This window comes from Dickeya sp. ws52, from assembly GCF_007210685.1.
Lineage (GTDB): Bacteria > Pseudomonadota > Gammaproteobacteria > Enterobacterales > Enterobacteriaceae > Dickeya > Dickeya chrysanthemi.
Genome location: NZ_SZVX01000003.1, coordinates 150,469 through 177,434 on the forward strand (window position 1 = coordinate 150,469; position 26,966 = coordinate 177,434).

The following is a 26,966-nucleotide window of genomic DNA, read 5'->3' on the forward strand; positions in this document are numbered from 1 at the left end:
GGCAAAACCGAACAACCTGAATCACACCTCAGGCTGTTCGGTCTTTTGCGTTCAGAATGGATATAACCATGGCACCATCACCACACTCACAACCATCACCAGCAGCGTAAACGGTACACCAACCCGAACAAAATCACTAAAGCGATACCCACCGGGTGCCAGTACCAATGTATTGACCGGTGAGGAAACGGGCGTCATAAACGCCGCCGAGGCGGCAATCGCGATGATCATCGCAAAAGGATACGGTGAAACTTGCATCTGTTCCGCGGCGGCGACGGCAATCGGCGCCATCAATACTGCCGTCGCCGTATTGGATATAAATAACCCCGTCAGTGCGCACAGCAAAAACAGGCACACCAGCATGACATGCGGCCCCGCATCACCGCCAATCTCCATTAACCCTTTGACCACCAGTGCTACGCCGCCGGTTTGTTGTAGCGCCAGCGCAAACGGCATCATCCCGACAATAAGAATCAGGCTCGGCCAGTGCACCGCACGGTAAGCGCTGTCCATATCAATACAGCGAAATTGCCCCATCAACAGACATGCAATCAAGGCCGCAATAGCATTCGGAATCTCATCGGTGAGCATCATCGCCACCATCAGCGCCAGACAAAATAACGCATGTGGGGCCTGATTACTGGCAGGTGCGACTTCATCGACTTCCGCCGGCAGATTGAGCACAATAAAGTGGCGTTTGTGCTGATGCAGCAGGCGGATATTCTTCCAGTCACCGATAACCAGCAGGATATCGCCCAACTTTAACGCTTCATCAGCCAATGTGCCTTCCAACGCTTCACCGTCGCGGCGAATGCCGACCACAGTCAACCCGTAGCGACTGCGAAACGACGCTTCCTGCAACGTTTTGCCCAGCAGTCCGGAATCAGGGATTAGCGACACCTCCGCCATGCCTACATCACGCGCCTGTTCAGAGAAATATTCACCGCGCAATACCATCGGCTCCAGCCGCTGGGTGGCGCAAAACTCACGCAGATCCACATCCGATGCCGACATATCTATCAGCAGCACATCATTCAGCCGCAATTCGCTATTACCGCTCACGCTCACCATAATGCGTCGGAATTTTTGCCAACGCTCAATCCCCACCACATTCGCGCCATAGCGCTGGCGTAATTGCAAATCGTCCAGACGTTGGCCGATTAACGGCGATCCGGTTCGTATCGCCAGCCGACGCGCCCGCCCGGTCAGGCGATATTCCCGAATCAGATCACGGAACGTTTTACGTTTCCAGCCCTCTTTCACACCATCGCCGTCAGTTACGGTCAGCCAGAAACGCGCCACCAGCATATAAACAATACCGGTCAGTAACACCACCATGCCGATCGGCGTGACGCTGAAAAAGCTGAATCCGTCCATTCCGATACGCATCAGTTCACTACTGACCACCATATTGGGCGGAGTCGCGACCAGCGTCATCATGCCGCTAATCAACCCGGCGAACGCCAGCGGCATCATCAATCGGGCGGGAGTGGTTTTCATCCGCGCCGCCACATTCAGTACCACGGGAATAAAAATAGCGACGATACCGGTAGAACTCATGAAGGCGCCCAGTAGCGCCACCGTCAACATCAGTAGAATCAGCATACGGGTTTCGCTCTGGCCGGCCACACGCATCAGCCAGTCGCCGACCTGATAGGCAACCCCGGTTCTCACCAACCCTTCGCCGACCACAAACAACGCCGCGATCAGGAATACGTTTGGATCGCTGAATCCGATTAGCGCCTCCTGCAGAGTTAGCGTACCACTCAATACAAACGCTACGATCACCAACAGTGCAATCACATCCATACGAAGTTTACCGGTGGCAAACAGCACAATGGCAATCGATAGCAAAATGACGACCCAGACCAGCGAACTGCTCAGCATTCCCCCTCCTGACATTAACGGTTCTTATTCATCAGGCGGTGAACCGGTAAAAAGCAATGCAGCCGGATAACCGCTCAAAACCAGAATGCCATAAAAAAACCCTGACAAAGCAGGGTTTTGATCATGTTTAGAGGGATTTAAACATCAATTCAGGGTGAGAGTTACCCGGCCATCGGCTGTACGTGAAACGTGCAATTGCTCAAGGGAATGTAATACGGCGGCCACCTCATTCAGATGCGGCGTATCAGCGGGAGCGTTCACCGCAATCACTTTGCATCCGGCCGCCAGACCTGACAGCACGCCGGCAGGCGCATCCTCCACCACGACGCATTCCTCAGGGGAAAGGCCCAGCCGTTGCGCTCCCAACAGATAGGCATCCGGATTCGGTTTACCGCGCGCAACCTGCTCCGCCGTAATAAACTCGCGCGGCGCGGGCAACCCCGCCGCACGATGACGTGCATGTGCAATCGGCACCGTTCCCGACGTCACTATCGCCCACGGGATATCCAGCTCATCAAGCCTGGCCAGCAGCGCTTGCGCGCCCGGCATTGCTTCAATACCCGTCGTATCCGTCGCCTCCACCTGCTCAAGCTCGACAAACTCGCGCTGAATCGTCTCTTCACTGGCGCCGGCCAGAAAATGGCGCAGCGACGTTATCGCCTGTTTGCCATGAATAAAGTCCAGGACTGTCTGCGGTGCGATATCATGATCTTTTGCCCAATTGCTCCAGGCCCGCTCCACCGCCGGCAACGAATCCACCAGCGTACCGTCAAGATCAAACAGAAAACCTTTACACTCCACAGAAAGCCCCTTGTTTTTTACGTAATCCGCCCTTGAACGTCTCAGGCATTGATGATTTGTGCAATCTCCACCGCACTCAGATGATACTGGCGCGGACAAGATTGCCAAATCGCCAGCATACGGACGTATTTATCCCACATTTTGGTCTGTGAGTTAAAGCCGTGCGTGCCGGAGTCAAAGTGAGGATAACGCCCTTCCACATGCACCATAAAGCGCACATAGCCAAGATAGCGCGCTTCAGTCGCCGCATCGAAACCCAGAAACGCCAGGCGGCGTTCGTCCATATCCGGCTTATCTTTCAGATTCGCCCAGGAAACCTGCAACGCATGGTGCATTTCCATCACATTGATGAGGGTACGACACACATCTTCACTTAAATCGCCGAAATCGCGATCCAGCTCGCGCATTTGCAGCCCGTAACCTCGTTCAATGATGGTTTGCAGACGGCGATAACGCTCAGCATTATCGGGATCCAGCATCGACATCATTTTGTATTGATTAGATAGGATAAGTCTTTGAGCATTGGTCATTTCCATGGTGCACTCCTGAATCTGATTCCGACGAAAGGGATATTGACAGCAGAATCGCACAGTGGCCGGCGTTCGTTTCTTGATTTAAAACAGCATCCAATGGAAAAAAACTCAGCCTCTTTGGCTAAAAACCGGGTTTACATCAAAGAGAGTCCAGGAAGGTCTTGTCGAGTTGCCTGAAAGCTCGATTCAGCACATCCGCCAACATCTGGTAGGTCGGTTTCCCTTCCACCGGCGTCAGCGCTATTCCTGATTCCAGCAGCTTATTGCGAATTTCATGAAACCAATGCAGTAATGAAGGCGGCAAAGGCGTAACGGAACGACGCCCCAGCCACCAGAGCCCCTGCATCGGTAAACCAAGGGCAAACAGCGCCGTCGCCACACTGGGCCCTAACTGTCCGCCCAGTGCGATTTGCCACGTCAGGGTAAAGACGGCTACAGGCGGCATGATACGAACGGCAAAGCGGGTGGCGCGCACCACGCGGTTTTCAGGAAACACGGGTGCCAGCCGCTTATCCGCGGGCCAGGTCTTCATATAGTGCTGACCAAAACGGAACAGTTGCAGCCATCCGGTCTTGTCGGAGGGGGTCGTCGACATGCTCAACCTCAACTTCACATATAAAAAATAAAAATTTTGTACAAACTACCAACTGCAATTGACAAGCTTAAAATATATTTTGTGTTTAATGATTGCTGTCGGTATCCTAAATTAGCCTTTTGGCCGCGATAAAAGCCGTTTGACGCCGTTTTGTACTCGCTGTGAGGCATATGCTGTTTCAGGCAGCGTTTACAGTGTCGGCTGGCGAATCCGGTCAGTGTTGATTCAGCGCGCAGCAGTACGAATCTGCTGTCGCCGTTTTTTGCTGCGCCGATGTCACCTCGCAGGAGCGTTTATACGCTGCCGATCGTTCGTCACATCGGTATTTTTCGTTGTCATGTCTGGAAAATTCACCCGGCCATGATGTTAATCATAAATGTCAACCGCCTTCTGCGCTACGCTAGCTGTTGTATGACATTTTTTTAACCATGTATAACAAGTAGGTACTTCCATGTCGAGTAAGTTAGTACTGGTTCTTAACTGTGGTAGCTCTTCCCTGAAGTTCGCCATCATTGATGCCGTGAGCGGAGACGAATACCTGTCTGGTCTGGCCGAGTGCTTCAATCTGCCCGAAGCACGCATCAAATGGAAAATTGACGGCGGCAAACAGGAAGCTGAGTTGGGTGCCGGCGCCGCCCACAGTGAAGCACTGAGTTTCATCGTTAACACCATCCTCAGCCAGAAACCGGAGTTGTCCGCTCAGTTGGTGGCGATTGGTCATCGTATCGTTCACGGCGGTGAAAAGTTCACCCAATCCGCCATTATCAACGACGACGTGCTGCAGGGTATTAAAGACGCGATCCCGTTCGCACCGCTGCATAACCCGGCTCACCTGATCGGCATCGAAGAAGCGCTGAAAGAGTTCCCGAACCTGAAAACCAAGAACGTCGCTGTATTCGACACCGCGTTCCATCAGACTATGCCGGAAGAAGCCTACCTGTACGCACTGCCGTACAAGTTATACAAAGAACACCACATCCGCCGTTATGGCGCTCACGGTACCAGCCACTACTTTGTTTCCCGCGAAGCGGCAAAAGTTCTGAACAAGCCGGTAGAAGAGCTGAACGTCATCACCTGTCATCTGGGCAACGGCGGTTCCGTTACTGCCATTCGTAACGGCAAATGCGTTGACACCTCCATGGGTCTGACCCCGCTGGAAGGTCTGGTGATGGGAACTCGCAGCGGTGATATCGATCCGGCTGTGGTTTTCCACCTGCACGACTCTCTGGGCATGAGCGTAGACAGCATCAACAAGCTGCTGACTAAAGAATCCGGCCTGTTGGGTCTGACTGAAGTGACCAGCGACTGCCGTTACGTAGAAGATAACTACGAAACGAAAGAAGACGCCAAACGCGCCATGAACGTGTATTGCCACCGTCTGGCAAAATACATCGGTTCTTATTCCGCGCTGATGGAAGGTCGTCTGGATGCGGTGATCTTCACCGGCGGTATCGGTGAAAACGCGGCGATGGTGCGTGAACTGACGCTGAAACAGCTGGGCCTGCTGGGCTTCGAGGTTGACCACGAGCGTAACCTGGCTGCCCGCTTCGGCAAAGGCGGCAACATCGCCAAAGACGGTACCCGTCCGGCATTGGTCATTCCGACCAACGAAGAATTGGTCATCGCTCAGGACGCACTGCGCCTGACCGCCTGATAGTCTCCCCACTCCGTCAGCTTAGGCTGACGGAGTTGTTTTAGCAGCATCGTTTTTGAACAACGAGCAACCGCAAACAGAGGTTAAGCCGTGTCCCGTACAATCATGTTGATTCCTACCGGCACCAGTGTGGGCCTGACCAGCGTCAGCCTGGGTGTCATTCGTTCCATGGAACAAAAAGGCGTGCGCCTGAGCGTATTCAAACCTATCGCTCAAGCACGCTCTGGTGAAAGCGCGCAGGATCAGACTACCACTATCGTCCGCGCTACCTCCGCTATCCCAGCCGCTGAACCGCTGGCAATGAGCTACGTGGAGTCAATGCTGAGCAGCAATCAGCAGGACGTACTGCTGGAAGAAATCATCGCTCGCTACCACGAGAGCACCAAAGACGCGGAAGTCGTATTGGTCGAAGGTCTGGTACCGACGCGTAAACACCAGTTCGCCAACGCGCTGAACTATGAAATCGCCAAAACGCTGAATGCAGAGATCGTTTTCGTACTGGCGCTGGGCAACGATTCTCCGGCACAGTTGAAAGAGCGTATCGACATTGCACGTTCCAGCTTCGGCGGCAGCAAGAACAAAAACATCACCGGCGTTATCATCAACAAGCTGAATGCACCGGTTGATGAACAGGGCCGTACCCGCCCCGACCTGTCTGAAATCTTCGATGATTCCACCAAAGCCAGCGTTGCCAATATCGATCCGAAGCTGCTGTTCGCCAACAGCCCGCTGCCGGTTCTGGGCTGCGTACCCTGGAGCTTTGATCTGATCGCAACCCGCGCCATCGACATGGCGAACCACCTGAATGCGCGCGTGATCAACGCCGGCGACATTCAGACTCGCCGTGTGAAATCAGTGACTTTCTGTGCGCGCAGTATTCCGCATATGCTGGAACATTTCCGCCCAGGCTCACTGTTGGTGACCTCCGCCGACCGTCCGGACGTATTGGTTGCCGCTTGTCTGGCCGCCATGAACGGCGTTGAAATCGGCGCCCTGCTGCTGACCGGCGGCTACGCAATCGACCCGGCCATCAGCAAACTGTGCGAACGCGCCTTCCAGACCGGCCTGCCGGTATTCATGGTTAACACCAACACCTGGCAGACTTCGCTGAACCTGCAAAGCTTCAACCTGGAACTGCCGCCGGACGATCACGAGCGCGTAGAAAAAGTGCAGGAATACGTGGCTCGCCACATCGATGCCCAGTGGATCGATTCCCTGACCGCCACGTCCGAGCGTTCACGTCGTCTGTCTCCGCCGGCATTCCGTTATCAGTTAACCGAACTGGCGCGCCAGGCCGGCAAACGTATCGTGCTGCCGGAAGGTGACGAACCGCGTACCGTTAAAGCCGCGGCTATCTGCGCCGAGCGTGGCATTGCACAGTGCGTGCTGCTGGGTAATCCGGATGAGATCCAACGCGTAGCCGCTGCACAGGGTGTCGAACTGGGCAAAGGCATTGAGATTATCGATCCGGTTGAAGCCCGTGAGCGCTATGTTCCGCGTCTGGTCGAACTGCGTAAGAGCAAAGGCATGACCGAAGTGGTTGCTCGCGAACAACTGGAAGACAACGTCGTACTGGGCACTCTGATGCTGGAACAAGGCGAAGTTGACGGTCTGGTCTCCGGCGCCGTTCACACTACGGCTAACACCATCCGTCCGCCGTTGCAGTTGATCAAAACCGCACCGGGCAGTTCACTGGTCTCCTCCGTGTTCTTCATGCTGCTGCCTGAACAGGTACTGGTGTATGGCGACTGCGCCATCAACCCAGATCCGACTGCCGAACAACTGGCGGAAATCGCTATTCAGTCTGCCGACTCGGCCGCCGCTTTCGGCATCGAACCGCGCGTGGCGATGATCTCCTACTCCACCGGTAACTCCGGTGCGGGCAGCGATGTGGATAAAGTCCGCGAAGCAACCCGTCTGGCGCAGGAAAAACGTCCGGATCTGGTGATCGATGGTCCGTTGCAGTACGACGCCGCCATTATGGCCGACGTTGCGCAGTCCAAAGCACCGAACTCGCCGGTTGCAGGTAAAGCCACCGTGTTCGTATTCCCGGACCTCAACACCGGTAACACCACCTATAAAGCGGTACAGCGTTCTGCCGACCTGATCTCCATCGGGCCGATGCTGCAAGGTATGCGTAAGCCGGTTAACGACCTGTCCCGCGGCGCGCTGGTAGACGACATCGTCTACACCGTCGCGCTGACCGCCATTCAGGCCACCCAGATTGCCTGATCGACGGCCTTACCGGCGCATCTTTCGATACGCCGGTAGACAGAAGCAAAAACGCCAGCAAATGCTGGCGTTTTTATGGAAACCATCAGGGGAGCAACACTCAATGCTCTTCTTCTACGGCATCGCGGCCTTCTGTTCCCGCCGCATCATCGTTTTGAGCACGTGATAATACACGCTGCGGTTTAACGTAATCGTTGCTGCCGCTGTTACGGCTCAGCCACAGCGACAACGCTTTGAGCGAATCCGGGGTGAACTCATCGCAGCGCGCGGTAATCTCTTCCGGCGTCAGCCAACTGACCTCGTCAATTTCTTCTGCCTGCAAGGCAAACGGGCCATGCATGACACAACTGAACAACGCGCCCCAGACCCGGCAGTCATCGCTTTCATAATAAAACAAGCCATGCTCGGCAAACGGCACGCCCGCAATGCCCAGTTCTTCTTCCGCTTCACGGCGCGCCGATTCCAGCAGATTTTCACCGCTTTGCACTACGCCGCCGGCGGTCGCATCCAGCCAGCCAGGGTAAAAATCTTTGGTTTCGGTACGGCGCTGAACCAGAATCTTGCCCATGCCATCATGTACAACAATGTAAGTAGCACGGTGCCTCAGGTGCTGAGCACGCATCTGTTGGCGACTCGACTGGGCAATAACCTCGTTGTTTTCATCAACGATGTCGACCCACTCCGTGCCTGCCGTCTGTGTTTGTTCCACCATCCTCTGAAACCCTTTCGTCGTGGCGCGGTCATGCGCTTCAGTTTTTAGAAATATTGGAATTATCGATGTAATACGAGAGTAGCGTCTAAATTAGTGGCTAATCGCAACCTGCGCAATAGTCTCGCCACTCCCTAATGACACAACCCGCAACACCCCTGATTCCAGCAAACCGTAACTGGCGGGATAGCCGCCTTTAGGCAGACTGACGGAGCCGGGATTAAAGCAGAAAATGTCATCACGCCGCTCGGCCACCGGAAGGTGCGTGTGGCCAAACACCAGTACATCGCCGGCATGTAGCGGCGGGCGTTTTTCCGGGTGATAGAGATGTCCGTGGGTCAAAAATAAGCGGTTGTCAGGCAACAGCACCTGTTGCCAGGGTGCGGTGATCGGAAACTGCAACAGCATCTGGTCAACCTCGCTGTCGCAATTTCCCCGAACCGCCACAATTTGTGAAGCGTAGCGGTTCAGTAAACTCGCGACATCTGCCGGTTGGTAGCGATCCGGCAACGGATTACGAGGGCCATGATTAAGAAAATCGCCCAGCAGGATCAGCCAGTCGGCGCCGCTCTGTTCAAAACGGGCCAGTAAGGTTTCGGTGGCCGACAGTGAGCCATGCAGGTCAGACGCAAACATCAGTTTCATGGTTCTATCCCGATGCGTGAACATATTCAGTCCCGCTATAGTACCAAAAACCGATGTCACTACAGGTTAAAATTATCGGTCTATCGTGTTTCCGGCCGGAGCCCCCATGCCGCGATTATCTGTATGAAAGATAAAGAATAGCCATAACGGTTATTTATGTTATATCCGGGAAAGTGCTAGGCTTTCGCCTGCCAACTGTTTTTCAGAGCCCTCGCCTACGGCTGACGGCTTTCCCCAATGGAGAGATGATTCATGATTGATGTGTATTACGCCCCTACCCCTAACGGTCACAAAATCACCCTGTTCCTGGAAGAAGCACAGTTACCCTATCAATTACACCAGGTGGATATCAGCGCCGGCGATCAGTTTAAACCGGCGTTTCTGGCCATTTCCCCCAATAACAAGATTCCTGCCATCGTCGATCAGCAACCTGCCGACCAGGGCGCACCGATCAGCCTGTTCGAATCCGGTGCTATTTTGCTCTATCTGGCCGAGAAAAGCGGCAAGCTATTGAGCTCCGATGTGCGGGAGCGTGCCGCCACTCTGCAATGGCTGTGCTGGCAGGTAGCCGGTTTCGGGCCGATGCTGGGACAAAACCACCATTTCAATCACTATGCTCCGCAGCCGGTACCCTATGCTATCGACCGCTATCAGAAAGAAACGGAACGGCTATACGGTGTGTTGAACAAGCAATTGTCCGAGCACGCCTGGCTGGCCGGCAATGAGTACAGTATTGCCGATATCGCTACCTATCCTTGGGTGGTGTCTCACGAACGCCAGCGTATCGACCTTGACGCCTTCCCGGCGGTGAAAAGTTGGTTTGAACGAATTCGCGAGCGCCCGGCCACGCAGCGCGCCTACCAGCTCGCCGCTAAAGCCTGATCAGGCTTGCCGCCATGCCCGATTTGCCGGGCGTGGCTTCTCCGTCCTATTCGGCAATCATCAAACGCTTTGTTACCACCAGACATGCTGTTCTGTCATGAAAAGTGCTTGTTCCGCTGATAAAAATTCCCTGAGATGTGGTTAACATCACCGGCAGGTACGGATGGATCATCTATGCTAAAACCAATGGAGAAACGCGACTTCGGCGCATACGGCACCATTGCCCGGCTAAAGGAAATAACCTGATATACAAAGCGAGGCCAGCTTATGAAGCTACTGATCACCGGGGGAACCGGCCTTATTGGGCGTCATCTGATTGCGCGCTTGTTGTCCCTGTCGCACCAGGTCACGGTGGTGACTCGCTCTGTGGAGCGCGCACGACGGCTGTGGGGAGACCAGGTCAATTATTGGCACGGACTGGAAGAACACACCTCGCTGGATGGTTTCGACGGCGTTATCAATCTGGCTGGCGAACCGATTGCCGACAAGCGCTGGACCAAAGTGCAAAAAGCACGGCTGTGCCAAAGCCGTTGGGATATCACCCGCCAGCTCGCGCAGTTGATTCGCCGCAGCCAAACGCCTCCTTCGGTATTTTTGTCCGGTTCGGCGGTTGGCTACTACGGCGATCAGGGGCAAGCGCTGGTAACCGAAGATGAACCGCCTCACGATGATTTTACCCATGAACTTTGCGCCCGTTGGGAGGCGCTGGCGCTGGAGGCGGAAAGCGATCATACCCGTGTTTGCCTGATGCGTACCGGGGTGGTTCTGTCGGCCGAAGGCGGTGCGCTGGCCAAAATGCTGCCGATTTTCCGGCTGGGGATGGGTGGACCCATCGGCTCCGGCAGGCAATACCTGCCGTGGATTCATATTGATGATATGACCAACGCTATTTTATATCTGTTGGACACCCCCATGCTGAGAGGCCCCTTCAACATGGTGTCGCCCTACCCGGTGCGTAACGAGAAATTCTCCGCCATGTTGGCGAACGTGTTGGATCGTCCCGGCTTTATGCGTACGCCTGGCTGGGCGCTCAGGATACTGATGGGGGAAGCCGCGACACTGTTACTGGGCGGGCAGCGGGCCATTCCCCAGCAATTGGAGAAAGCCGGGTTCGGTTTCCGCTTTTTCGAACTGGAAGAAGCCTTGAACGACTTGTTACACCCTCGCGCCAACTGAGTGATTTCAACCAGCGCGAGGAGTGCGTGATGTGAGCAACGAGACGTCTACAGTGACGTCAACGTTACTTCAGCGCACCAGACAGGAATTGCTGCAAACGAGGGCTTTGCGGGTTGCCGAATACCGCCTCCGGCGACCCTTCCTCTTCCACCAGCCCTTGATGCAAAAAGATCACATGGCTGGATACATGCCGGGCAAACTCCATTTCGTGGGTCACCACCACCATGGTTTTGCCCTCTTCCGCCAGTTGCTGCATGATGCGCAATACTTCGCCCACAAGCTCAGGGTCTAACGCCGACGTCGGCTCGTCAAACAGCAACACCTCCGGCTCCATCGCCAGCGCACGGGCGATAGACACGCGCTGCTGTTGGCCGCCGGACAAATCGGCCGGGTATTTCTCCTGTGACGCACCGGTAATACCCACCTTATTCAGGTAGAACTCCGCACGCTTGCGGGCTTCCGCCTTGCTCAACCCCAGCACCTGCACCGGCGCTTCCATCACGTTCTCCAGCGCCGTCATGAAGCTCCACAAATTGAAATGCTGGAATACCATAGTCAGCCGGGTACGCAGCAGCTGTAGCTGTTTTTTATCGAATACCTTCAGTTGATCGTCTTTGTCCCGCACCATGTGAATTTCCTGTCCATTCACATGGATAGACCCTTCACAAGGTTTTTCCAGAAAATTAATACACCGTAATAAGGTGCTTTTACCCGATCCCGATGACCCGATAATCGAAATAACGTCCCCGGCTTTAGCCTGTAATGAAATGCCTTTCAGCACCTCATGCTGACCATAACGCTTACGTAATTCCGTCACCATCAGCTTGTTATTCTGCATGATTTGTCTGTTCCTGCACTATTTATTAATGGGATGAACGGGTGTGAAGATGCCGTAACCAGCGGCGTTCCGCCTTCCTGAACAACGAGATCAATACAAATGATATCGCCAGGTACATCACGCCGGCGATGCCAAAGGCATAAAACGGTTTATAGGTAGCGGCGTTGATATCACGCGCCACTTTCAGCAAGTCCGGCACCGTGACGGTAAATGCCAGCGAGGTGGAATGCAGCATCAGGATGACTTCGTTGCTGTAGGCCGGTAACGCGATGCGCAATGCCCCCGGCAAAATGATGCAGCGATATTGTTTGAAACGTGAAAAACCGTAGGCCCGCGCCGCTTCGATTTCACCGTGCGGCACAGAACGAATGGCACCGGCGAAAATTTCCGTGGTATAGGCGCAAGTATTTAGCGCCAGCGCCAGAACGGCGCAATTCAGGCCGCTGCGAAAAAACGCGTTCAACAAGTCGGTGCCGCGCACGATTTCCAGGCTGTATACGCCAGAGTAAAACACCAGCAATTGTACGTAGAGCGGCGTGCCGCGGAACACATAGGTAAAAGCCCAGACCGGCAACCGGTAGCGGCGACGAGGCGAGACGCGGGCTATCGCCAGCGGAATCGCCATCAACCCGCCGAGGGTCACCGATATAATCAGCAGCCACAGCGTCATCGCCAGCCCGGTAAGACGGTAGCCGTCACTCCACAGCAAGGCTTGCCAGTATTGTTGCAGAATCTCACTCATAATTTACTTTCCGGACTCCCTGTGAGTAGCGTTTTTCCAGCCACCACAGCACCCCGTTGGACAAGGTGGTAAAAATCAGATACAGCACACCGGCGACAATCGCGAAAAAGAACGGATGATGCGTTCCCTTTCCGGCCAATTGCGTTACTTTGATCACATCGCTCAGCCCCAGCAGCGACACCAGCGCGGTCGACTTGAGGATCACCTGCCAGTTGTTGCCAATCCCCGGCAAGGCAAAGCGCATCATCGACGGGAACATGATGCGGCGAAACACTTTCATCGGCGAAAAACCAAACGCCACCGCCGCTTCAATCTGACCTCGAGGCACCGCCAGATAAGCGCCGCGGAATGTTTCAGTGAAGTACGCGCCGTAGATGAATCCCAGCGTAATAATCCCGGCCGCCAGCGGATCGATATCGATTTGATCCATACCCAGCGTTTCGGTAACGCTGTTAAGCGCCATCTGCAAACCATAGAAAATCAGCAGCATCAGCACCAGGTCCGGTACGCCGCGAATCAGGGTGGTATAGCCAGAAAAACAACCGGATAGCACTCGGCTGGACGACAGCTTGGCCGCCGCACCCACCAGGCCAATCAGCAGTGACAGCAGCAGCGAACACACCGCCAGTTGCAGCGTCATGCGTGCGCCATCCATGATTAATTCGGAATAGCCATAAAGCATTACATCAATCCGCTCAGAAAAGACATGCCCCTGCCCGCACCGGGCAGGCAGGGGTTAATCAGGAAGGCTTAATCACCGTATACGTTGAAGTCAAAGTACTTCTTCGCCAGCTTGTCGTAAGTGCCATCCTGACGCATGGCGGCAAACGCTTTATCCAGAGCGGCTTTCAACTCGGTTTCGTTCTTGCGCAATCCCATACCGGTGCCGACGCCGAACAGTTTGTCGTCTTTCACCGCCGGGCCGGCAAACACATAGTCTTTACCCGCGGCCTGTTTCAGGAAACCTTCGCTGCCCGCCACTTCATCCTGAAACGCGGTATCGATACGGCCGGAGGCCAGATCGGCATAGATCAGGTCCTGATTCTGGTAGGCCACCACATCCACGCCCTTCGGTTGCCAGTACTGGTTGGCGTAAGCTTCTTGCGTGGAAGCCTGCAACACGCCGACGCGTTTCCCTTTCAACGCCTCCAGCGTCGGCTGAATCGGCGAGCCTTTTTTCGCAATCAAACGTGCATTGGCGGCGTAAAGTTTGTCGGTAAACGCAATCTCCTGCTGACGCTTTTCAGTGATCGACAGGGAAGAAATGATGGCATCGATCTTTTTCGCTTTCAGAGACGGGATCAGCGCGTCGAAATCACTCTCGACAAAGGTGCAATTTGCCTGAATCCGTTTGCACAGCTCTTTTGCCAGGTCGATATCAAACCCCACCAGTTGACCACTGGCATCCTTGGATTCAAACGGTGCGTAGGTCGGGTCAGTACCAATCTTGATATTTTTAGGAACCTCGGCGAATGCGCTGCCTGCAGCCAATACCAGTGCGAGGGGCAAAAGCTTCAACATTTTTTTCATTGCGTTACCCTATTTTATGATTGTGTATGTCTAAGTGATTCGTGAATTTGACCGCGAAATAATGGTGATGAATACGTTTGCTGTGTGAATTAATTTGCGTGCTGTTTGCAAAAATATAGCAAATTTTATGCCATAAAAAATATGCTATTCTGCATAAAGTCAGGCAGCGTGATCATGATAAGTGCATCAATATAATCAATGAATTATGCTGAAACATGCGATGAAATAAGCGGTGAGGCGAAGCTGGCACGCACTAAATGCACGAATTTAGTGCATGACAATGCACCACAAAAACACAATGCATTGTCATGGTGCAAAAAAACGGTTTCTCTCAGCGAACCAGCGCGGTGACGGCGTGGCACGAGCCCCCACGGAAGGCTTACGCCCCCTGCCAGCGGGTAAACAGATCCTGCGGTAATGCAATATCAAACTGATCGAGTACGCGGTTAACCGTCTGATCGATGATGTCTTGCACAGTTTGTGGGCGGTGATAAAACGCAGGCACCGGCGGCATGATCACCGCGCCCATTTCTGCGGCCGCATTCATTAACCGCAGATGACCAATATGAAGCGGCGTTTCCCGCACACACAGCACCAGCGGGCGGCGCTCTTTCAGCACCACGTCTGCCGCACGGGTCAACAGGCTGTCAGTATAACTGTGGGTAATGCCAGACAGGGTTTTGATAGAACACGGCAGGATCACCATACCTGCCGTTTTGAACGACCCGGATGAAATGCTGGCGGCGATATCGCGTGAATCATGCACGACATCAGCCAACGACTGTACATCACGCACCGTCAGATCCGTCTCCAGGCTCAACGTTTGCCGGGCCGCCGGGCTCATCACCAGATGCGTTTCAACCCCGCTCACCGGTTGTAGCACCTGCAACAACCGCACCCCATATATCACGCCGCTGGCGCCGGAAATACCGACAATCAGTCGCTTCATTTTCACCTCACAGGCCCAACGTCGCCGAGACGGTAACCACTCGTGCGCTGACTTTGCCGCATCCCCCCAAGATTGGCAAGAATAACAGCGACAAAAAAGGGAGCCGTAGCTCCCTGTATCACAACCAATCGCGAGGCGATGCTTACCCTTCGTTATGCAGTTCCAGGTCTTCGACTTCATTCTGGCTACGCATCGCTTTAGCGTCGTCATTGCGCAGCGCTTCCAGATAGTCCAGATAGTCCTGGTTCACATCTTTGGTGACATAAACACCGTTGAACACCGAGCATTCAAACTGAACAATTTCCGGGTTATCTTCACGCACGGCTTCGATCAAATCGTCCAGATCCTGGAAAATCAGCGCATCGGCGCCAATAATCTGACGGATTTCTTCCACTTCGCGACCGTGAGCGATCAGTTCATTAACGCTTGGCATATCAATGCCGTACACATTCGGGAAACGAATTTCCGGCGCTGCGGAGGCCAGATAGACCCGACGAGCGCCTGCTTCACGCGCCATCTCCACAATCTGTTGAGAGGTGGTGCCGCGCACGATGGAGTCATCCACCAGCAGTACATTCTTGCCGCGGAATTCCGCCCGGTTGGCATTCAGCTTACGACGCACGGATTTGATGCGAGTCTGCTGGCCCGGCATGATAAAGGTACGGCCGACGTAGCGGTTCTTCACAAAACCCTGACGGTAAGGCTTGTTGATAATACGGGCAATTTCCAGCGCGATATCACAAGACGTCTCCGGAATCGGAATCACCACGTCGATATCCAACTCTTCCCACTGGCGGGCAATCTTCTCACCCAGCTTCTGACCCATGCGCACACGTGCGCTATAAACCGAAATCTTGTCGATAAAGGAGTCGGGGCGAGCAAAATAAACGTATTCGAACAGGCATGGGTGGCTTTTCGGGTTTTCAGCGCACTGGCGAGTAAATAGCTGACCGTTCTCGGTGATGAACACCGCTTCCCCCGGCGCCACATCACGCAGGAATTCAAAACCCAAGGTATCCAGCGCGACGCTTTCCGACGCTACGATATATTCGTTGCGGCCATCGTTCAGTTCACGCTTACCGATCACCAACGGGCGGATGCCGTTCGGATCCCGAAACGCAACCATACCGTGACCGATAATCATGCCGATACAGGCGTAAGCACCACGAATCTGTTGGTGCACCGCCGCTACTGCGGCAAAGATGTTATCGGCTTCCAGCGGGTAGTGCTGAAAACGGTCCAGTTCTTTGGCAAACACGTTCAGCAGAATTTCGGAATCGGAGGTGGTATTGACGTGGCGGCGCCCTTCTTCGAACAGCTTCTGACGCAGTTCATGAGCGTTGGTCAGGTTACCGTTATGCGCCAGCGTGATCCCGAATGGGGAGTTGACGTAAAAAGGCTGGGCCTCTGAGGCACTGGAACTGCCTGCTGTGGGATAGCGGACATGGCCAATCCCCATGTTGCCCTGCAACCGCTGCATGTGCCGGGCTTCAAACACATCCTTCACCAGGCCGTTTGCTTTGCGCAGACGAAAGCAATTGGTCTCATTAATGGTGACGATGCCTGCGGCATCCTGCCCACGGTGCTGTAACACCGTTAACGCGTCATAAATCGACTGGTTGACCGGTGTAAAACCGGCGATACCGACAATACCGCACATGTGGTCTTTTCCTCATCAGCGCTACCGCGGCTAGATGTGCCGCGGCAAGAAACTCGACGTGCTTTGCAGGTAGTCAAAAAACCACCTGATGATATAACTGAACTGCGGGATTAACTGAGATTGCTTCCAGTCAGCACTCTGTGAAAAACCGGTGAAGGTATCGAGAAAAAACAGTAACGCAGAGACGATCAACACACCGCGTAAAGCACCAAAGCAAATGCCCAGTACCCGGTCAGTGCCTGATAATCCGGTGCGTTCAACCAACGAACCGATCACATAATTGACGATAGCACCCACAATCAAGGTCGCAATAAACAGAATGGCGATAGCGATACCGTTACGCACCAGTTCATCATTAAACCGCGTGAAATAGACCGCGAGATAGACATAGTAGTGGCTGGCGATAAAGAACGCCGCCCCCCAGGTCACCAGCGACAACGCTTCACGTACAAACCCCCGGATGAGACTGACCAGAGCCGAGAATCCGATAATACCGATAATGACGTAATCAACCCAAACCATGAACCATCCTAATAATGAACGATGACAATCATAGCGCCGGTCATCCTGTTCGCGGCGCATTCTAACAGAAAAAGAAAACGTTTGCGTAGCGTATTTCCGGCCGATTTTTTCGATAGGCGAATAAATAAAAAAAACCTCTCGCCGTCATAGGAATAGCATCCGTGGTTTGCTACTCGCTACGGCAAGACGGCGCTGATTCGCCGCACAAAATACAAGGGGCAAGGTCGCTGCGCGCCCCTACCCCTGAATGTGGTTTATTGCTTATCGGCTGACTCAGCGCGCACTGTAAGGCCGAACCTGCCCGCCCAACCCACTGAGTTGCTGCAAGTCTCCCAACGCGGATTGCAGTTTCTGCTTCGAGGCATCCGGCCCGACATAGATACGGGTAATCTGCCCCACTACCGGTGTCGACGGCACGGTATAAGCACGATAGCCGGACAGTCGCAACTTCGCGACAATCTCATTGACTTTATCGGCATTTTTAAGCGCCCCCAATTGCACGACAAAAGCCTGACCTGCCGGAGCCTGCTCCTGAGCCGGCGTCTTGGTTTCCGTCGGCTTGTTTTCCGGCGTACGGGGTTCCGTTTTGGTTTCCGCCGCGCGGGTATCGGCCGGCTTTTCGACCGGTTTAGCGTCAGCCGCTTTGCTTTCCACCGCTTTCACGTCAGGCTTAGGCCGGGTATCCGCTTTCGTCTCCGGTTTTTTGGTTTCCGGCTTCGCCGGCTGGGCCTTCATCGCAGGCGGCGCGACCTGTTGTACCGGTTGACGAGGCTCCGTGACTATCGGTGCGGCAGGCGCAACCTGACGGGCAGGCGATGACGCCGAGGCACCATGGCGCTCGGGCACGGGTGCCGGCGTCAGGTGCGGTTCTTCTTCCGCCCCGGCGCCCACATCACTTTTGTTTTGCATCGCCGCTTCAGCGCCTTCAGGCGGCTGGGCAGGCAACGGCTGATTGACAGGCGGCATCGACTCCGCCTCCAGTGTATCACCAGGCTTGGGAACCAGCGGGATGGCGGCAAAATCCTCTTCATAATGCTTTTTTTTGCCATCCAGCAGCCCAGGCAGCACGATGACACCCAGCGCGACCAGCACAACGGTTCCCACCAGGCGATTCTGAAACTTACTCGCCATGCATTCCGCCCCCGTCCAACGCTTCCATCACATGCGCGACAGTATGGAAAGAACCGCAGACAATCACCACATCATTTTCTCCGGCGTCCCGCATTGCCTGTCGCCAGGCTGTCGCCACATCCGGGTACTGCGTGCAGTCCGTCAAATGTTCAGCCAGTTGATCCGCGCCGGCGCCGCGCGGGCCTTCCAGCGGCGCGCAATACCAGACATCGACCTGCGGTTTAAGATGCGACAGCGTACCGGGAATGTCTTTATCGGCCAACATGCCGACCACCGCCCGCACCTGACCGGTACGCGGTAAATCAGCCAATCGTGCGGCCAGATAAGCCGCCGCATGAGGATTATGCGCGACATCCAGAATCAACAACGGTTTTTCGCTCACAATCTGGAAACGTCCCGGCAGTTGTGCCTGACGCAATCCCTGACGAATAACCTCGGCGGTTAATGCAATATCGGAAGCGTACAACGCCGCCAGCGCCGTTGCGGCATTGGCCAACGGAACGGTGGGAACGGGCAACGCCTCGTACTGAACATCGTCACACTGCCAGCGCCAGCCGTCGCCCTGCAATGCAAACTGCCAATATGCACCACGGCGAAACAGGCGTGCGCCTTTTTCCTGCGCCACTGCGGCAATGGAAGCCGGCATATCCGGCTCACCGACCACGGCCGGCCGGTTGCCGCGGAAAATCCCCGCCTTTTCCCGGCCGATACTTTCCCGATCGTTACCCAACCAATCGGTATGATCCAGCGCGATGCTGGTCACCACCGCGACATCGGCATCCACAATATTGGTGGCGTCCAGACGCCCGCCTAGACCCACCTCCAGTATCACCACATCCAGTTGCGCCTGTTTGAACAGCCACAATGCCGCCAGCGTGCCGAATTCAAAGTAAGTCAACGAGATACCGTTACGGCCCGCTTCAACCGCAGCAAAGGCTTGTGCATGATGGAATTCCGGTAATTCACGCCCTTGAATACGTACCCGTTCGGTGTAACGCAGCAAATGTGGTGAGCTGTATACCCCAACCCGAAGCCCGGCCGCGCTCAAAATGGACTCCAGCGCGCAGCAGGTGGTACCTTTGCCGTTCGTGCCGGCCACGGTAAATACGCGGGGAGCAGGTTGCAGCAGGTCGAGGTGTTCCGCTACCTGCCGGATACGATCCAGACCAAGATCAATGGCCTGACTGTGCAGATTTTCAAGATAGTGAAGCCACGTGGCCAAAGGCGACGTGGCTTGAGGTGTCTGAAGATTGTCCATGAGTCCCGTTCACTGACTTACGGTTGATTGCTGCCGGGAACACGGCAACAACGCCGCCCCGCTCCCGGCTCATCATTGATTAGGCATCACTCTGTGATTCCGGCGAGGTGGACATCCGCACCACAGCGGGCTCCTGCGGTTCCGGGCGGTGAGTCAGCCGGGACAGGATGCTGGCCAATTTGTAGCGCATATCGGCACGACGGACGATCATGTCGATAGCGCCTTTTTCCAGCAGGAACTCACTACGCTGGAAACCCGGCGGCAGTTTTTCACGCACCGTCTGTTCGATAACGCGCGGGCCGGCAAAACCGATCAATGCTTTCGGCTCGGCGATATTCAGATCGCCCAGCATCGCCAGACTGGCGGATACGCCGCCCATTGTCGGGTCGGTCAACACCGAAATATACGGTAAACCACGCTCACGCATTTTCGCCAGCGCCGCACTGGTTTTCGCCATCTGCATCAGCGACATCAGCGCTTCCTGCATACGGGCACCGCCACTGGCGGAGAAACAAACCAGCGGGCAGTTGTCTTCCAGCGCTTGCTCCACGGCACGAACAAAGCGCGCACCGACAACCGACGCCATCGAACCGCCCATGAAAGAAAACTCGAACGATGCGGCAACCACCGGCATGTCGTACAACGTCCCTTTCATCACCACCATCGCATCTTTTTCGTCAGACTGCTTCTGCGCGGCGGTAATACGGTCTTTGTACTTCTTCGAGTCTCTGAATTTCAGGACGTCTTTGGGCTCCAGCTCGCTCCCCAGCTCCACCATGCCTTCCTTGTCCAGAAACGCGTGGAGACGAGCCCGGGCAGACAACCGCATGTGGTGATCACATTTCGGGCACACTTCCAGATTACGTTCCAGCTCGGCACGGTAAAGCACCTGACCGCAACTGTCACATTTCGTCCAAACCCCTTCAGGTATGTTCGCCTTACGGGTGGGTGTGACATTACTTTTATTGAGAATTCGTTCAATCCAGCTCATTGATAACCTTTCTGCTTGAACCTGGCACCAGCCAGTACGCTGCTACACGTTACCCAATCCCTGGCAACGCCGCCTATGAAGCGATATCTCATCCCGATGCGTCGGGACGCGATATTGGTATTCAGGCCTGTTTATACAAACACCGCCGTAAATGCTGCTCATTAAACCATAACGATCCGGGCGTGTGGACAAAAAACTGGTCAAACCGGATGTTAAAATAATTTTCCACTTATTTCATATTTTGCCGCGTCATAGTGCGTTTATGCCGCCAGAACTCGATTAAACCCGGCAGGATGGAGATGAAGATTATCGCCACAATCAATAACTTCAGGTTCTCCTGCACCAACGGCAGATCACCGAACAGGTAACCGGCATAAGTGAACGACAGCACCCACAAAACCGCCCCGGTCACGTTGTACAGAGCGAACTCGCGATAACGCATGTGTCCCATCCCGGCGACAAAGGGCGCAAATGTTCTCACAATCGGGACAAAGCGCGCCAGAATTATTGTTTTGCCGCCGTGGCGTGCATAGAACGCGTGGGTCCTTTCCAGATAGCTACGCCGGAAGATGCGCGAGTCGGGATTGCGGAATAATTTCTCGCCGAACAATCGGCCAATGGTGTAATTGACCGCATCGCCCAACACCGCCGCCAACACCATTAACGCCACCATCGTGTGAACATTGAGGTCGTTAGTCGGCAATGCGGCCAGTGCGCCGGCGACAAACAACAGCGAATCACCGGGCAGGAACGGCGTCACGACCAGCCCTGTTTCGCAAAACAGAATCAGAAACAGAATTGCGTAGATCCATACGCCATACTGCGCCACCAGCTCAGCCAGATGCACATCGATGTGCAGAATGAAATCTATGACAAACCGTACAAAATCCAGCATAATCGCGTCCTTATCAGTTCAAATGCCGACTTATTCAAAGTCGGCCTCGTCGTTTATCGACGGCGCGCCGGCTCCCCTCACACCACCTCGTCCGGCAGAAACAACGGCCCCATCGACGCACCGGGAATACCGAAATTCGCCGGATAATCCACCGCAACCAAATACAGCCCGTCGGCTTTTGCCGTCGCGGCCGCCAGGGTGCGATCTTTGGCCGCCAGCAGCTCGGCCATCCAGTTTTCCGGCTGGTTGCCGCAACCGATCTCCATCAGGCTGCCGACAATATTGCGCACCATATGGTGCACAAACGCGTTGGCCTTGATGTCTACCACCACGTAATCCCCCAGACGCGTTACCCGCAGGTGCATCAGGTTGCGCCACGGCGTGCGTGACTGGCACTGCACCGCCCGGAACGAGGTAAAATCGTTCTCGCCCAGCAGGCACTGACCGGCGCGGTGCATTCGCTCGGCATCCAGCGGCAGATAATAGTGCGTTACCCCCTGCGACAGAATGGCCGGCCGAAAACGCCGGTTATAAATCACATAGCGATAGCGGCGGGCGGTAGCGCTAAAACGGGCGTGAAACGCCTCATCCACCGTTTTCACCCAGCGTACGGCGATATCCGGCGGCAGGTTAGCATTGACGCCCATGGTCCAGGCGGCGTCTTTACGCACCGCGTGGGTAGAAAAATGCACCACCTGCCCGGTCGCATGGACGCCGGCGTCGGTTCGCCCGGCACAAAACACATCGATGCGCGCGTTCGCCACCTGAGACAGCGCCGCTTCCAGACACCCCTGAACGCTGTCCACCTCGGCCTGACGCTGCCAGCCGTAATAACGGCTGCCGTCATACTCAATCCCCAGAGCGATTTTCAGCGGTGCTTCATCGTCTGTATGCTGCAACGCCGTCATTACCCCAGGTACTCCTCAACCAGCCGTTCAGCGGTTTCCACCGCCATCAATGCGCCGCCGAAACGGATATTGTCGGCCACCGACCAGAACTGCAACAGCTCAGGAATACCGTAGTCGTTGCGCAGACAGCCAATATTCAATTGCACATTGCCGGAGGCGTCTTCCACCTGCGTCGGGTAATCCTCTTCCTCACTCAGCGTGATATCACTCGCCTGCGCCAGCACGTCGCGCGCTTCATCGGCAGACAACGGACGCAGCGCTTCCAGATGCACCACCTGCGCATGGCCGTAAAACACCGGCGACTGCACGCAACTGACCGAAATCGGCAAGCCGTCGTCCTGCAACACCTTGCGCACCTGATCCACCAACCGACGCTCTTCACGCACGCTGCCTTCGCTGTCCGCCAGCAGCGGCAACAGGTTGAACGCCAGCTGTTTCGGGAACAGGCCAGGCTCAGCCGGGATACCGTTGAGCAAACGCGCGCTTTGGCCGGCCAAATCATCCACCGCCGCTTTGCCGTGGGCCGACACCGACAACAGGTTGCTGACGTGCAGACGCGACAGCCCGGCCTGCTCCGTCAACGGTTTGATCGCCGTGAGCAACTGGCTGGTGAGACTGTCCGCCACCGCCACGATATTGCGGTTGCGGTAATCCGCCAGCACATGCGGGTTCACGCCCGGCACCACCAGCGGCACGTCCGGCTCCAGCGCAAACAAGCCGCTGCTGTCGATGACCAGACACCCCGCGTTACCCGCCGTTTCCGCGTAGCGGGCGCTGGCTTCCATACCGGCGACGAAAAAGGCCAGTTGTACCTGTGACCAGTCGAAATCGGCAGCGTCTTCCAGGCGCAGCGAACGGCCATTAAAACGCAAACTCTCGCCGACACTGTTCTCACTCGCCAGCGCATAGAGCTCACCTACGGGAAACTCACGCTCCTGCAATAGCTCCAGCAATGCCGTGCCGACAGCGCCGGTGGCACCCAGCAACGCGATATTCCAGCCATTGGACATGTGGTCGTACTCCCCAAGAATAATGAATAAAACACACCGGACGATGATCGCACCGCCCGGATTAATCTGATTTTGCTTCAGGAAATTAGCGATCGTTAACCGACGCGGTGAATCCCAGCCGGTTAAGTTGTTCAGCGCTCTCCCGATCGGCGCAGACGACATGCAGCGATGACCACTCGCGCCGCTCCTGATAGAACTTGCGCAGCCGGTCAAATTCGCCGGGGATATGCGCGACCTGACGCAACAAGGCGTCATCGCGGCGCACATCATACACCAGATGCACCAGCCGTTTGAGCTGATGCTCATCCAGCGGCACCGTCAGCGTGATGTCGGCCAGCTCCGGCACCGGTAGCAGCGAGGCCAGCGCCACCTGTTGCGGCTGACCGATAAAACGGCTCCAGGCTTCGAACACCTGAGTGGTGCCGCGTGCTTTGCCTTCCAGCGTATAACCGGCGATATGCGCAGTGCCGATGTCGACCCGCTCCAGCAGCTCAACGGACAATTCCGGCTCAGGTTCCCATACGTCCAACACTACGCTGATGTTTTTGCCGTTTTGCAACGCCGTCAGCAAGGCGGTGTTGTCCACTACCGGGCCACGGCAGGCGTTGATCAAAATGGCGTCGTCTTTCAAGCGTGCCAGTAACGCGGCATTGACACTGTGCCAGGTGGCATAAGGCCCCTCTTTCAGCAACGGGGTGTGGAAGGTCAGCACGTCGGCCTGTTCCACCAGCTCGTCCAACGACAGGAACGGCCCGCTGTCGCCGCGATCCGCCCGCGGCGGGTCGCACAGCAGCGTACGTACGCCCAGCGCGGTCAGGCGCTCATTGAGGCGAGAACCCACATTACCGACCCCGACGATACCGACGGTACGATCCGCCAGCGCGAAACCATCGCGTTCCGCCAGCATCAGCAGCGAAGAAAAGACATATTCCACTACCGCAATCGCATTACAGCCGGGAGCCGCGGAAAACGCGATGCCCTGCCGACGCAAAAAATCTTCATCGACATGATCGGTGCCGGCGGTCGCCGTGCCGACAAACTTCACCGCCTTGCCGGCCAGCAGATCGGCGTTCACTTTCGTGACCGAACGCACCATCAGGGCATCGGCCTCGTTTAGGGCATCCGTCGGAATGGGCCGCCCCGGTACTGCCGTCACGTCGCCCAGACGGCTGAACAGCGCCTGCGCATAAGGCATATTTTCATCAACTAGGATTTTCACGTTGGCTTTCCTGATAGACCGCTGACGACACCCACGCCGCCGCGACGAAATGAAGGGCGTTATTCTGCCACAAACCGGCTGGCGGTAACACAGACGGCGGCAATCGGCCTGCGACCGAATGGCGTCAGCGCAGGCGTTTTCTCAGGGCGCAGGCTCGCTAAAAACGATCCGTACCCGCAGCCCGCCCAACTCCGGGCACTCCAGCAGTTGAACCCGGGTTTGATGCCAAAGGGCGATATCCCTGACCAACGCCAACCCCAAACCCGCGCCCGGCAAACCATGATGGTTATCCAACCGGTGAAACGGCCTCATCGCCTGCGCGCGTTCGGTGACCGGAATCCCTGGGCCGCTATCGTCGATATCCAGTTGCTGCGCCTGCACCCGCGCCGTCACCACACCGCCTTGCGGCGTGTATTTCAGCGCATTATCCAGCAAGTTGGCGCACAATTCCGCCAGCAGCAACGGCTCGCCGCGAATCAGACAACGCTCATCGCCTTCGTATCCCAGGTCGATTCGTCGGCTGCGCGCCTGCGGTAAACGGGAAAAACAGGCATCCCGCACCAGTTCGGCCAAATCGACGGTTTGCCAGATATGCTCTTTACTGTCCTGCGCCCTCAGGCGCGACAGTTGCAACAACCGATCGGTCAACTGAATGGTATCGTCCAGCGTGGCGCTCATGCCGGTCAGGCTGTCGCGCCACTGCGCCGGTTGCGAACTATTCAACGCTACGCCGACCTGGGTTTTCAGCACCGCCAGCGGTGTTCTGAGTTGATGCGCCGCATCTGCGCCGAAACGCTCCTGCCGCTGAAGCAACCCTCTGAGCCGTTCGATATAACGATTGAACGCCACCAGCAACGGCTGCATTTCCGTCCAGGACAACACTGGCGGCAACGGCGTGAGATCGCCCGGTTCACGGCGCGCCATCAGGCCGGATAACTGACGCAGCGGCCGCAGCAATTTGCGGAACAACAACAGCACCAGCAACAACGCCAACAACACCAGCGTGCTCTGGCTGATCAAGGCTGTCAGTAATTGCCGGTGTGCGAACGCCTCGCGGGAGCTCAGCGTTTCCGCCACCAAAATCAATACCATACCTTCCACGCCGGCCTCATTGACCGGCTGCCAGAGCGCCGCCACCCGGATCGCCCGGCCGTGATAACGCGCATCATAAAAATGCGCCAGCGCCGGATAATGCCGGGATAGCGGAATACCGCGCGGCAACGGCGGCAGGTCATCATAGCCGGAAAGCGTTTTACCTTGAGGCGTCACCACCTGATAGTAGAGCGTGTCGTTCATGTTGCGCTCAAAGCTATCCAGCACCACCCAGGGCACATCTACCGCCAATTGCCCTTGACGCACGGTCAGCCGTTCAGCCACCGTGCGCGCCGAAGCCAGCAGGGTACGATCGTACGCCTGCGTCGCCGCCGCTTTCGCGCTGTGATAATGACTCCAGACCGATAACGCCCACAGCAGTGCCATCGGCAAACCGAGGTACAGCATTAACTGGCCGCGCAGCGAATTAACTTTCGGCATGGCTGCACTCCAGGCTATACCCCAGCCCACGTAACGTCACGATCATCACATCGCTGCCCGCCAGCTTTTTGCGGATGCGGTGCACATACAGATCGAGACTGTCCGGGCTGGCCTCATCGGCTAGCGTAAACACCTGCTCATACAGATACTGGCGCGATACCGGACGACCACGGCGCTGCATCAGCGTATGCAACACCGCTTGCTCGCGCGGCGTCAACGCCAGCGGTTTCTCCTGGAGCAAAAAATAGCCTTCATCGTGCCAACTGAGAGCGCCAAGACGCTGCACTTCCTGTATTTGCCCCTGACTACGCCGCAGCAGCGCACGCAACCGCGCCTCCAGCTCCGCCAGTTCAAACGGCTTGGTGAGATAATCATCCGCCCCCAGATTCAGCCCCTTGACCCGATCCGCCACCTCGGCACGAGCCGTCAACAGCAGCACCGGCAGGTTCTGGCCGCGTTTACGCAATCGTGCCAGTAATGCCAGGCCGTCCAGACGCGGTAACGAGACATCCAATACCACCAGCGTATACGCTTCCTGCTGCAACAGCTGATCCGCCGCCACGCCATCGCCGACCAGATCCACCGCGAACCCCGCCTCACCCAGGGCTTTTTTCAGCCAGTGGGCCAGCTCCGGATGATCTTCAACCAGTAACAGTCGCATCGTCG

At 55.9% G+C, this 26,966-nt stretch carries 26 protein-coding genes; 4 read left to right on the forward strand and 22 right to left on the reverse strand.

All coding sequences use genetic code 11. The features are described 5' to 3' along the window. Positions 1 to 51: 51 nt before the first annotated feature. The 4 genes from FDP13_RS04155 to yfbV all read right to left on the reverse strand — a co-directional run bounded on the left by FDP13_RS04155 (position 52) and on the right by yfbV (position 3,816). Positions 52 to 1,887: an SLC13 family permease gene (locus FDP13_RS04155; RefSeq protein ID WP_143838755.1), complete on the reverse strand. Its 1,836-nt coding sequence runs from the start codon at positions 1,885 to 1,887 to the stop codon at positions 52 to 54. Between the two features lie 144 nt (positions 1,888 to 2,031). Continuing rightward, positions 2,032 to 2,688 carry a sugar phosphatase gene (locus FDP13_RS04160; protein ID WP_143838758.1) on the reverse strand — a complete coding sequence of 219 codons (657 nt, stop codon included), beginning with the start codon at positions 2,686 to 2,688 and terminating at the stop codon, positions 2,032 to 2,034. A gap of 41 nt (positions 2,689 to 2,729) precedes the next feature. Continuing rightward, positions 2,730 to 3,224 (reverse strand): YfbU family protein, encoded by a 495-nt coding sequence (locus FDP13_RS04165; protein ID WP_027711549.1) that lies wholly within the window; start codon positions 3,222 to 3,224, stop codon positions 2,730 to 2,732. A gap of 136 nt (positions 3,225 to 3,360) precedes the next feature. Next, the gene (yfbV, locus tag FDP13_RS04170; RefSeq protein WP_012769125.1) at positions 3,361 to 3,816 is read right to left on the reverse strand and encodes a terminus macrodomain insulation protein YfbV; all 456 of its coding nucleotides are present in this window, start codon (positions 3,814 to 3,816) and stop codon (positions 3,361 to 3,363) included. Positions 3,817 to 4,267: 451 nt separating this feature from the next. Between yfbV and ackA the strand changes: the two genes are divergently transcribed. Next, entirely contained in the window at positions 4,268 to 5,470 is a 1,203-nt protein-coding gene (ackA, locus tag FDP13_RS04175) for an acetate kinase (RefSeq protein WP_143838760.1), read from the forward strand. A 90-nt stretch (positions 5,471 to 5,560) separates the two neighbouring features. Then, the gene (pta, locus tag FDP13_RS04180; protein WP_012769123.1) at positions 5,561 to 7,702 is read left to right on the forward strand and encodes a phosphate acetyltransferase; all 2,142 of its coding nucleotides are present in this window, start codon (positions 5,561 to 5,563) and stop codon (positions 7,700 to 7,702) included. Between the two features lie 100 nt (positions 7,703 to 7,802). On the opposite strand, the gene yfcD is transcribed toward pta, so the two are convergent. Together yfcD and yfcE are read right to left on the reverse strand one after the other, a co-directional pair. Continuing rightward, a complete protein-coding gene (gene yfcD, locus FDP13_RS04185; protein ID WP_012769122.1) occupies positions 7,803 to 8,414 on the reverse strand; it encodes an NUDIX hydrolase YfcD in 612 nt (203 codons plus the stop codon). 90 nt (positions 8,415 to 8,504) lie between these two features. Then, positions 8,505 to 9,056 carry a phosphodiesterase gene (gene yfcE / locus FDP13_RS04190; RefSeq protein ID WP_143838762.1) on the reverse strand — a complete coding sequence of 184 codons (552 nt, stop codon included), beginning with the start codon at positions 9,054 to 9,056 and terminating at the stop codon, positions 8,505 to 8,507. A gap of 252 nt (positions 9,057 to 9,308) precedes the next feature. Here yfcE and yfcG point away from each other — a divergent pair, with 252 nt between their 5' ends. Beyond that, positions 9,309 to 9,938, forward strand: a complete 630-nt coding sequence (yfcG, locus tag FDP13_RS04195) for a GSH-dependent disulfide bond oxidoreductase (RefSeq protein ID WP_012769120.1) — start codon at positions 9,309 to 9,311, stop codon at positions 9,936 to 9,938. A 267-nt stretch (positions 9,939 to 10,205) separates the two neighbouring features. Further along, positions 10,206 to 11,114, forward strand: a complete 909-nt coding sequence (locus FDP13_RS04200) for a TIGR01777 family oxidoreductase (RefSeq protein WP_033576346.1) — start codon at positions 10,206 to 10,208, stop codon at positions 11,112 to 11,114. Positions 11,115 to 11,178: 64 nt separating this feature from the next. On the opposite strand, the gene hisP is transcribed toward FDP13_RS04200, so the two are convergent. The 16 genes from hisP to tctD all read right to left on the reverse strand — a co-directional run bounded on the left by hisP (position 11,179) and on the right by tctD (position 26,961). Then, positions 11,179 to 11,952 carry a histidine ABC transporter ATP-binding protein HisP gene (gene hisP / locus FDP13_RS04205; protein ID WP_143838764.1) on the reverse strand — a complete coding sequence of 258 codons (774 nt, stop codon included), beginning with the start codon at positions 11,950 to 11,952 and terminating at the stop codon, positions 11,179 to 11,181. A gap of 25 nt (positions 11,953 to 11,977) precedes the next feature. Then, on the reverse strand, positions 11,978 to 12,694 hold the full coding sequence (locus FDP13_RS04210; protein ID WP_027711543.1) for an ABC transporter permease: 717 nt from the start codon (positions 12,692 to 12,694) through the stop codon (positions 11,978 to 11,980). Beyond that, positions 12,687 to 13,376 (reverse strand): histidine ABC transporter permease HisQ, encoded by a 690-nt coding sequence (locus FDP13_RS04215; protein ID WP_012769116.1) that lies wholly within the window; start codon positions 13,374 to 13,376, stop codon positions 12,687 to 12,689. Before FDP13_RS04215 ends, FDP13_RS04210 begins: the two co-directional genes overlap by 8 nt. A gap of 68 nt (positions 13,377 to 13,444) precedes the next feature. Next, positions 13,445 to 14,224 (reverse strand): lysine/arginine/ornithine ABC transporter substrate-binding protein ArgT, encoded by a 780-nt coding sequence (gene argT / locus FDP13_RS04220; protein ID WP_033576348.1) that lies wholly within the window; start codon positions 14,222 to 14,224, stop codon positions 13,445 to 13,447. A gap of 379 nt (positions 14,225 to 14,603) precedes the next feature. Beyond that, complete coding sequence (locus FDP13_RS04225) at positions 14,604 to 15,173, reverse strand: UbiX family flavin prenyltransferase (protein WP_012769114.1); 570 nt, start codon at positions 15,171 to 15,173, stop codon at positions 14,604 to 14,606. A gap of 142 nt (positions 15,174 to 15,315) precedes the next feature. Next, positions 15,316 to 16,833 (reverse strand): amidophosphoribosyltransferase, encoded by a 1,518-nt coding sequence (purF, locus tag FDP13_RS04230; RefSeq protein WP_012769113.1) that lies wholly within the window; start codon positions 16,831 to 16,833, stop codon positions 15,316 to 15,318. Positions 16,834 to 16,863: 30 nt separating this feature from the next. Beyond that, positions 16,864 to 17,355 (reverse strand): colicin V production protein, encoded by a 492-nt coding sequence (gene cvpA / locus FDP13_RS04235; RefSeq protein WP_012769112.1) that lies wholly within the window; start codon positions 17,353 to 17,355, stop codon positions 16,864 to 16,866. Between the two features lie 273 nt (positions 17,356 to 17,628). After that, positions 17,629 to 18,486, reverse strand: coding sequence for a cell division protein DedD (gene dedD / locus FDP13_RS04240; protein ID WP_012769111.1), 858 nt, complete (start codon positions 18,484 to 18,486; stop codon positions 17,629 to 17,631). Next, on the reverse strand, positions 18,476 to 19,744 hold the full coding sequence (gene folC / locus FDP13_RS04245) for a bifunctional tetrahydrofolate synthase/dihydrofolate synthase (RefSeq protein WP_143838765.1): 1,269 nt from the start codon (positions 19,742 to 19,744) through the stop codon (positions 18,476 to 18,478). The genes dedD and folC overlap by 11 nt, the downstream gene beginning before the upstream one ends. Before the next feature lie 79 nt (positions 19,745 to 19,823). After that, positions 19,824 to 20,735, reverse strand: a complete 912-nt coding sequence (gene accD / locus FDP13_RS04250) for an acetyl-CoA carboxylase, carboxyltransferase subunit beta (RefSeq protein WP_143838767.1) — start codon at positions 20,733 to 20,735, stop codon at positions 19,824 to 19,826. 229 nt (positions 20,736 to 20,964) lie between these two features. Continuing rightward, positions 20,965 to 21,630: a DedA family protein gene (locus FDP13_RS04255; protein ID WP_370512547.1), complete on the reverse strand. Its 666-nt coding sequence runs from the start codon at positions 21,628 to 21,630 to the stop codon at positions 20,965 to 20,967. Positions 21,631 to 21,707: 77 nt separating this feature from the next. Then, positions 21,708 to 22,538, reverse strand: a complete 831-nt coding sequence (truA, locus tag FDP13_RS04260) for a tRNA pseudouridine(38-40) synthase TruA (protein WP_027711535.1) — start codon at positions 22,536 to 22,538, stop codon at positions 21,708 to 21,710. Then, positions 22,538 to 23,548: an aspartate-semialdehyde dehydrogenase gene (locus FDP13_RS04265; protein WP_012769106.1), complete on the reverse strand. Its 1,011-nt coding sequence runs from the start codon at positions 23,546 to 23,548 to the stop codon at positions 22,538 to 22,540. The genes truA and FDP13_RS04265 overlap by 1 nt, the downstream gene beginning before the upstream one ends. A gap of 85 nt (positions 23,549 to 23,633) precedes the next feature. Beyond that, positions 23,634 to 24,767: a 4-phosphoerythronate dehydrogenase PdxB gene (gene pdxB / locus FDP13_RS04270; protein WP_143838769.1), complete on the reverse strand. Its 1,134-nt coding sequence runs from the start codon at positions 24,765 to 24,767 to the stop codon at positions 23,634 to 23,636. A gap of 141 nt (positions 24,768 to 24,908) precedes the next feature. Next, positions 24,909 to 26,300, reverse strand: coding sequence for a sensor histidine kinase (locus FDP13_RS04275; protein WP_143838771.1), 1,392 nt, complete (start codon positions 26,298 to 26,300; stop codon positions 24,909 to 24,911). After that, positions 26,287 to 26,961 carry a transcriptional regulator TctD gene (gene tctD / locus FDP13_RS04280; protein WP_027711531.1) on the reverse strand — a complete coding sequence of 225 codons (675 nt, stop codon included), beginning with the start codon at positions 26,959 to 26,961 and terminating at the stop codon, positions 26,287 to 26,289. Before tctD ends, FDP13_RS04275 begins: the two co-directional genes overlap by 14 nt. Positions 26,962 to 26,966 lie beyond the last annotated feature (5 nt).

Bases quoted from the DNA above. Each gene is read 5' to 3' on its own strand.
- FDP13_RS04155 (WP_143838755.1), bottom strand. From the start codon at position 1,887: ATGCTGAGCAGTTCGCTGGTCTGGGTCGTCATTTTGCTATCGATTGCC.
- FDP13_RS04165 (WP_027711549.1), bottom strand. From the start codon at position 3,224: ATGGAAATGACCAATGCTCAAAGACTTATCCTATCTAATCAATACAAA.
- yfbV (WP_012769125.1), bottom strand. From the start codon at position 3,816: ATGTCGACGACCCCCTCCGACAAGACCGGATGGCTGCAACTGTTCCGT.
- ackA (WP_143838760.1), top strand. From the start codon at position 4,268: ATGTCGAGTAAGTTAGTACTGGTTCTTAACTGTGGTAGCTCTTCCCTG.
- yfcD (WP_012769122.1), bottom strand. From the start codon at position 8,414: ATGGTGGAACAAACACAGACGGCAGGCACGGAGTGGGTCGACATCGTT.
- yfcE (WP_143838762.1), bottom strand. From the start codon at position 9,056: ATGAAACTGATGTTTGCGTCTGACCTGCATGGCTCACTGTCGGCCACC.
- yfcG (WP_012769120.1), top strand. From the start codon at position 9,309: ATGATTGATGTGTATTACGCCCCTACCCCTAACGGTCACAAAATCACC.
- FDP13_RS04200 (WP_033576346.1), top strand. From the start codon at position 10,206: ATGAAGCTACTGATCACCGGGGGAACCGGCCTTATTGGGCGTCATCTG.
- hisP (WP_143838764.1), bottom strand. From the start codon at position 11,952: ATGCAGAATAACAAGCTGATGGTGACGGAATTACGTAAGCGTTATGGT.
- FDP13_RS04210 (WP_027711543.1), bottom strand. From the start codon at position 12,694: ATGAGTGAGATTCTGCAACAATACTGGCAAGCCTTGCTGTGGAGTGAC.
- FDP13_RS04215 (WP_012769116.1), bottom strand. From the start codon at position 13,376: ATGCTTTATGGCTATTCCGAATTAATCATGGATGGCGCACGCATGACG.
- argT (WP_033576348.1), bottom strand. From the start codon at position 14,224: ATGAAAAAAATGTTGAAGCTTTTGCCCCTCGCACTGGTATTGGCTGCA.
- FDP13_RS04225 (WP_012769114.1), bottom strand. From the start codon at position 15,173: ATGAAGCGACTGATTGTCGGTATTTCCGGCGCCAGCGGCGTGATATAT.
- purF (WP_012769113.1), bottom strand. From the start codon at position 16,833: ATGTGCGGTATTGTCGGTATCGCCGGTTTTACACCGGTCAACCAGTCG.
- cvpA (WP_012769112.1), bottom strand. From the start codon at position 17,355: ATGGTTTGGGTTGATTACGTCATTATCGGTATTATCGGATTCTCGGCT.
- dedD (WP_012769111.1), bottom strand. From the start codon at position 18,486: ATGGCGAGTAAGTTTCAGAATCGCCTGGTGGGAACCGTTGTGCTGGTC.
- folC (WP_143838765.1), bottom strand. From the start codon at position 19,744: ATGGACAATCTTCAGACACCTCAAGCCACGTCGCCTTTGGCCACGTGG.
- accD (WP_143838767.1), bottom strand. From the start codon at position 20,735: ATGAGCTGGATTGAACGAATTCTCAATAAAAGTAATGTCACACCCACC.
- FDP13_RS04255 (WP_370512547.1), bottom strand. From the start codon at position 21,630: ATGCTGGATTTTGTACGGTTTGTCATAGATTTCATTCTGCACATCGAT.
- truA (WP_027711535.1), bottom strand. From the start codon at position 22,538: ATGACGGCGTTGCAGCATACAGACGATGAAGCACCGCTGAAAATCGCT.
- FDP13_RS04265 (WP_012769106.1), bottom strand. From the start codon at position 23,548: ATGTCCAATGGCTGGAATATCGCGTTGCTGGGTGCCACCGGCGCTGTC.
- FDP13_RS04275 (WP_143838771.1), bottom strand. From the start codon at position 26,300: ATGCCGAAAGTTAATTCGCTGCGCGGCCAGTTAATGCTGTACCTCGGT.
- tctD (WP_027711531.1), bottom strand. From the start codon at position 26,961: ATGCGACTGTTACTGGTTGAAGATCATCCGGAGCTGGCCCACTGGCTG.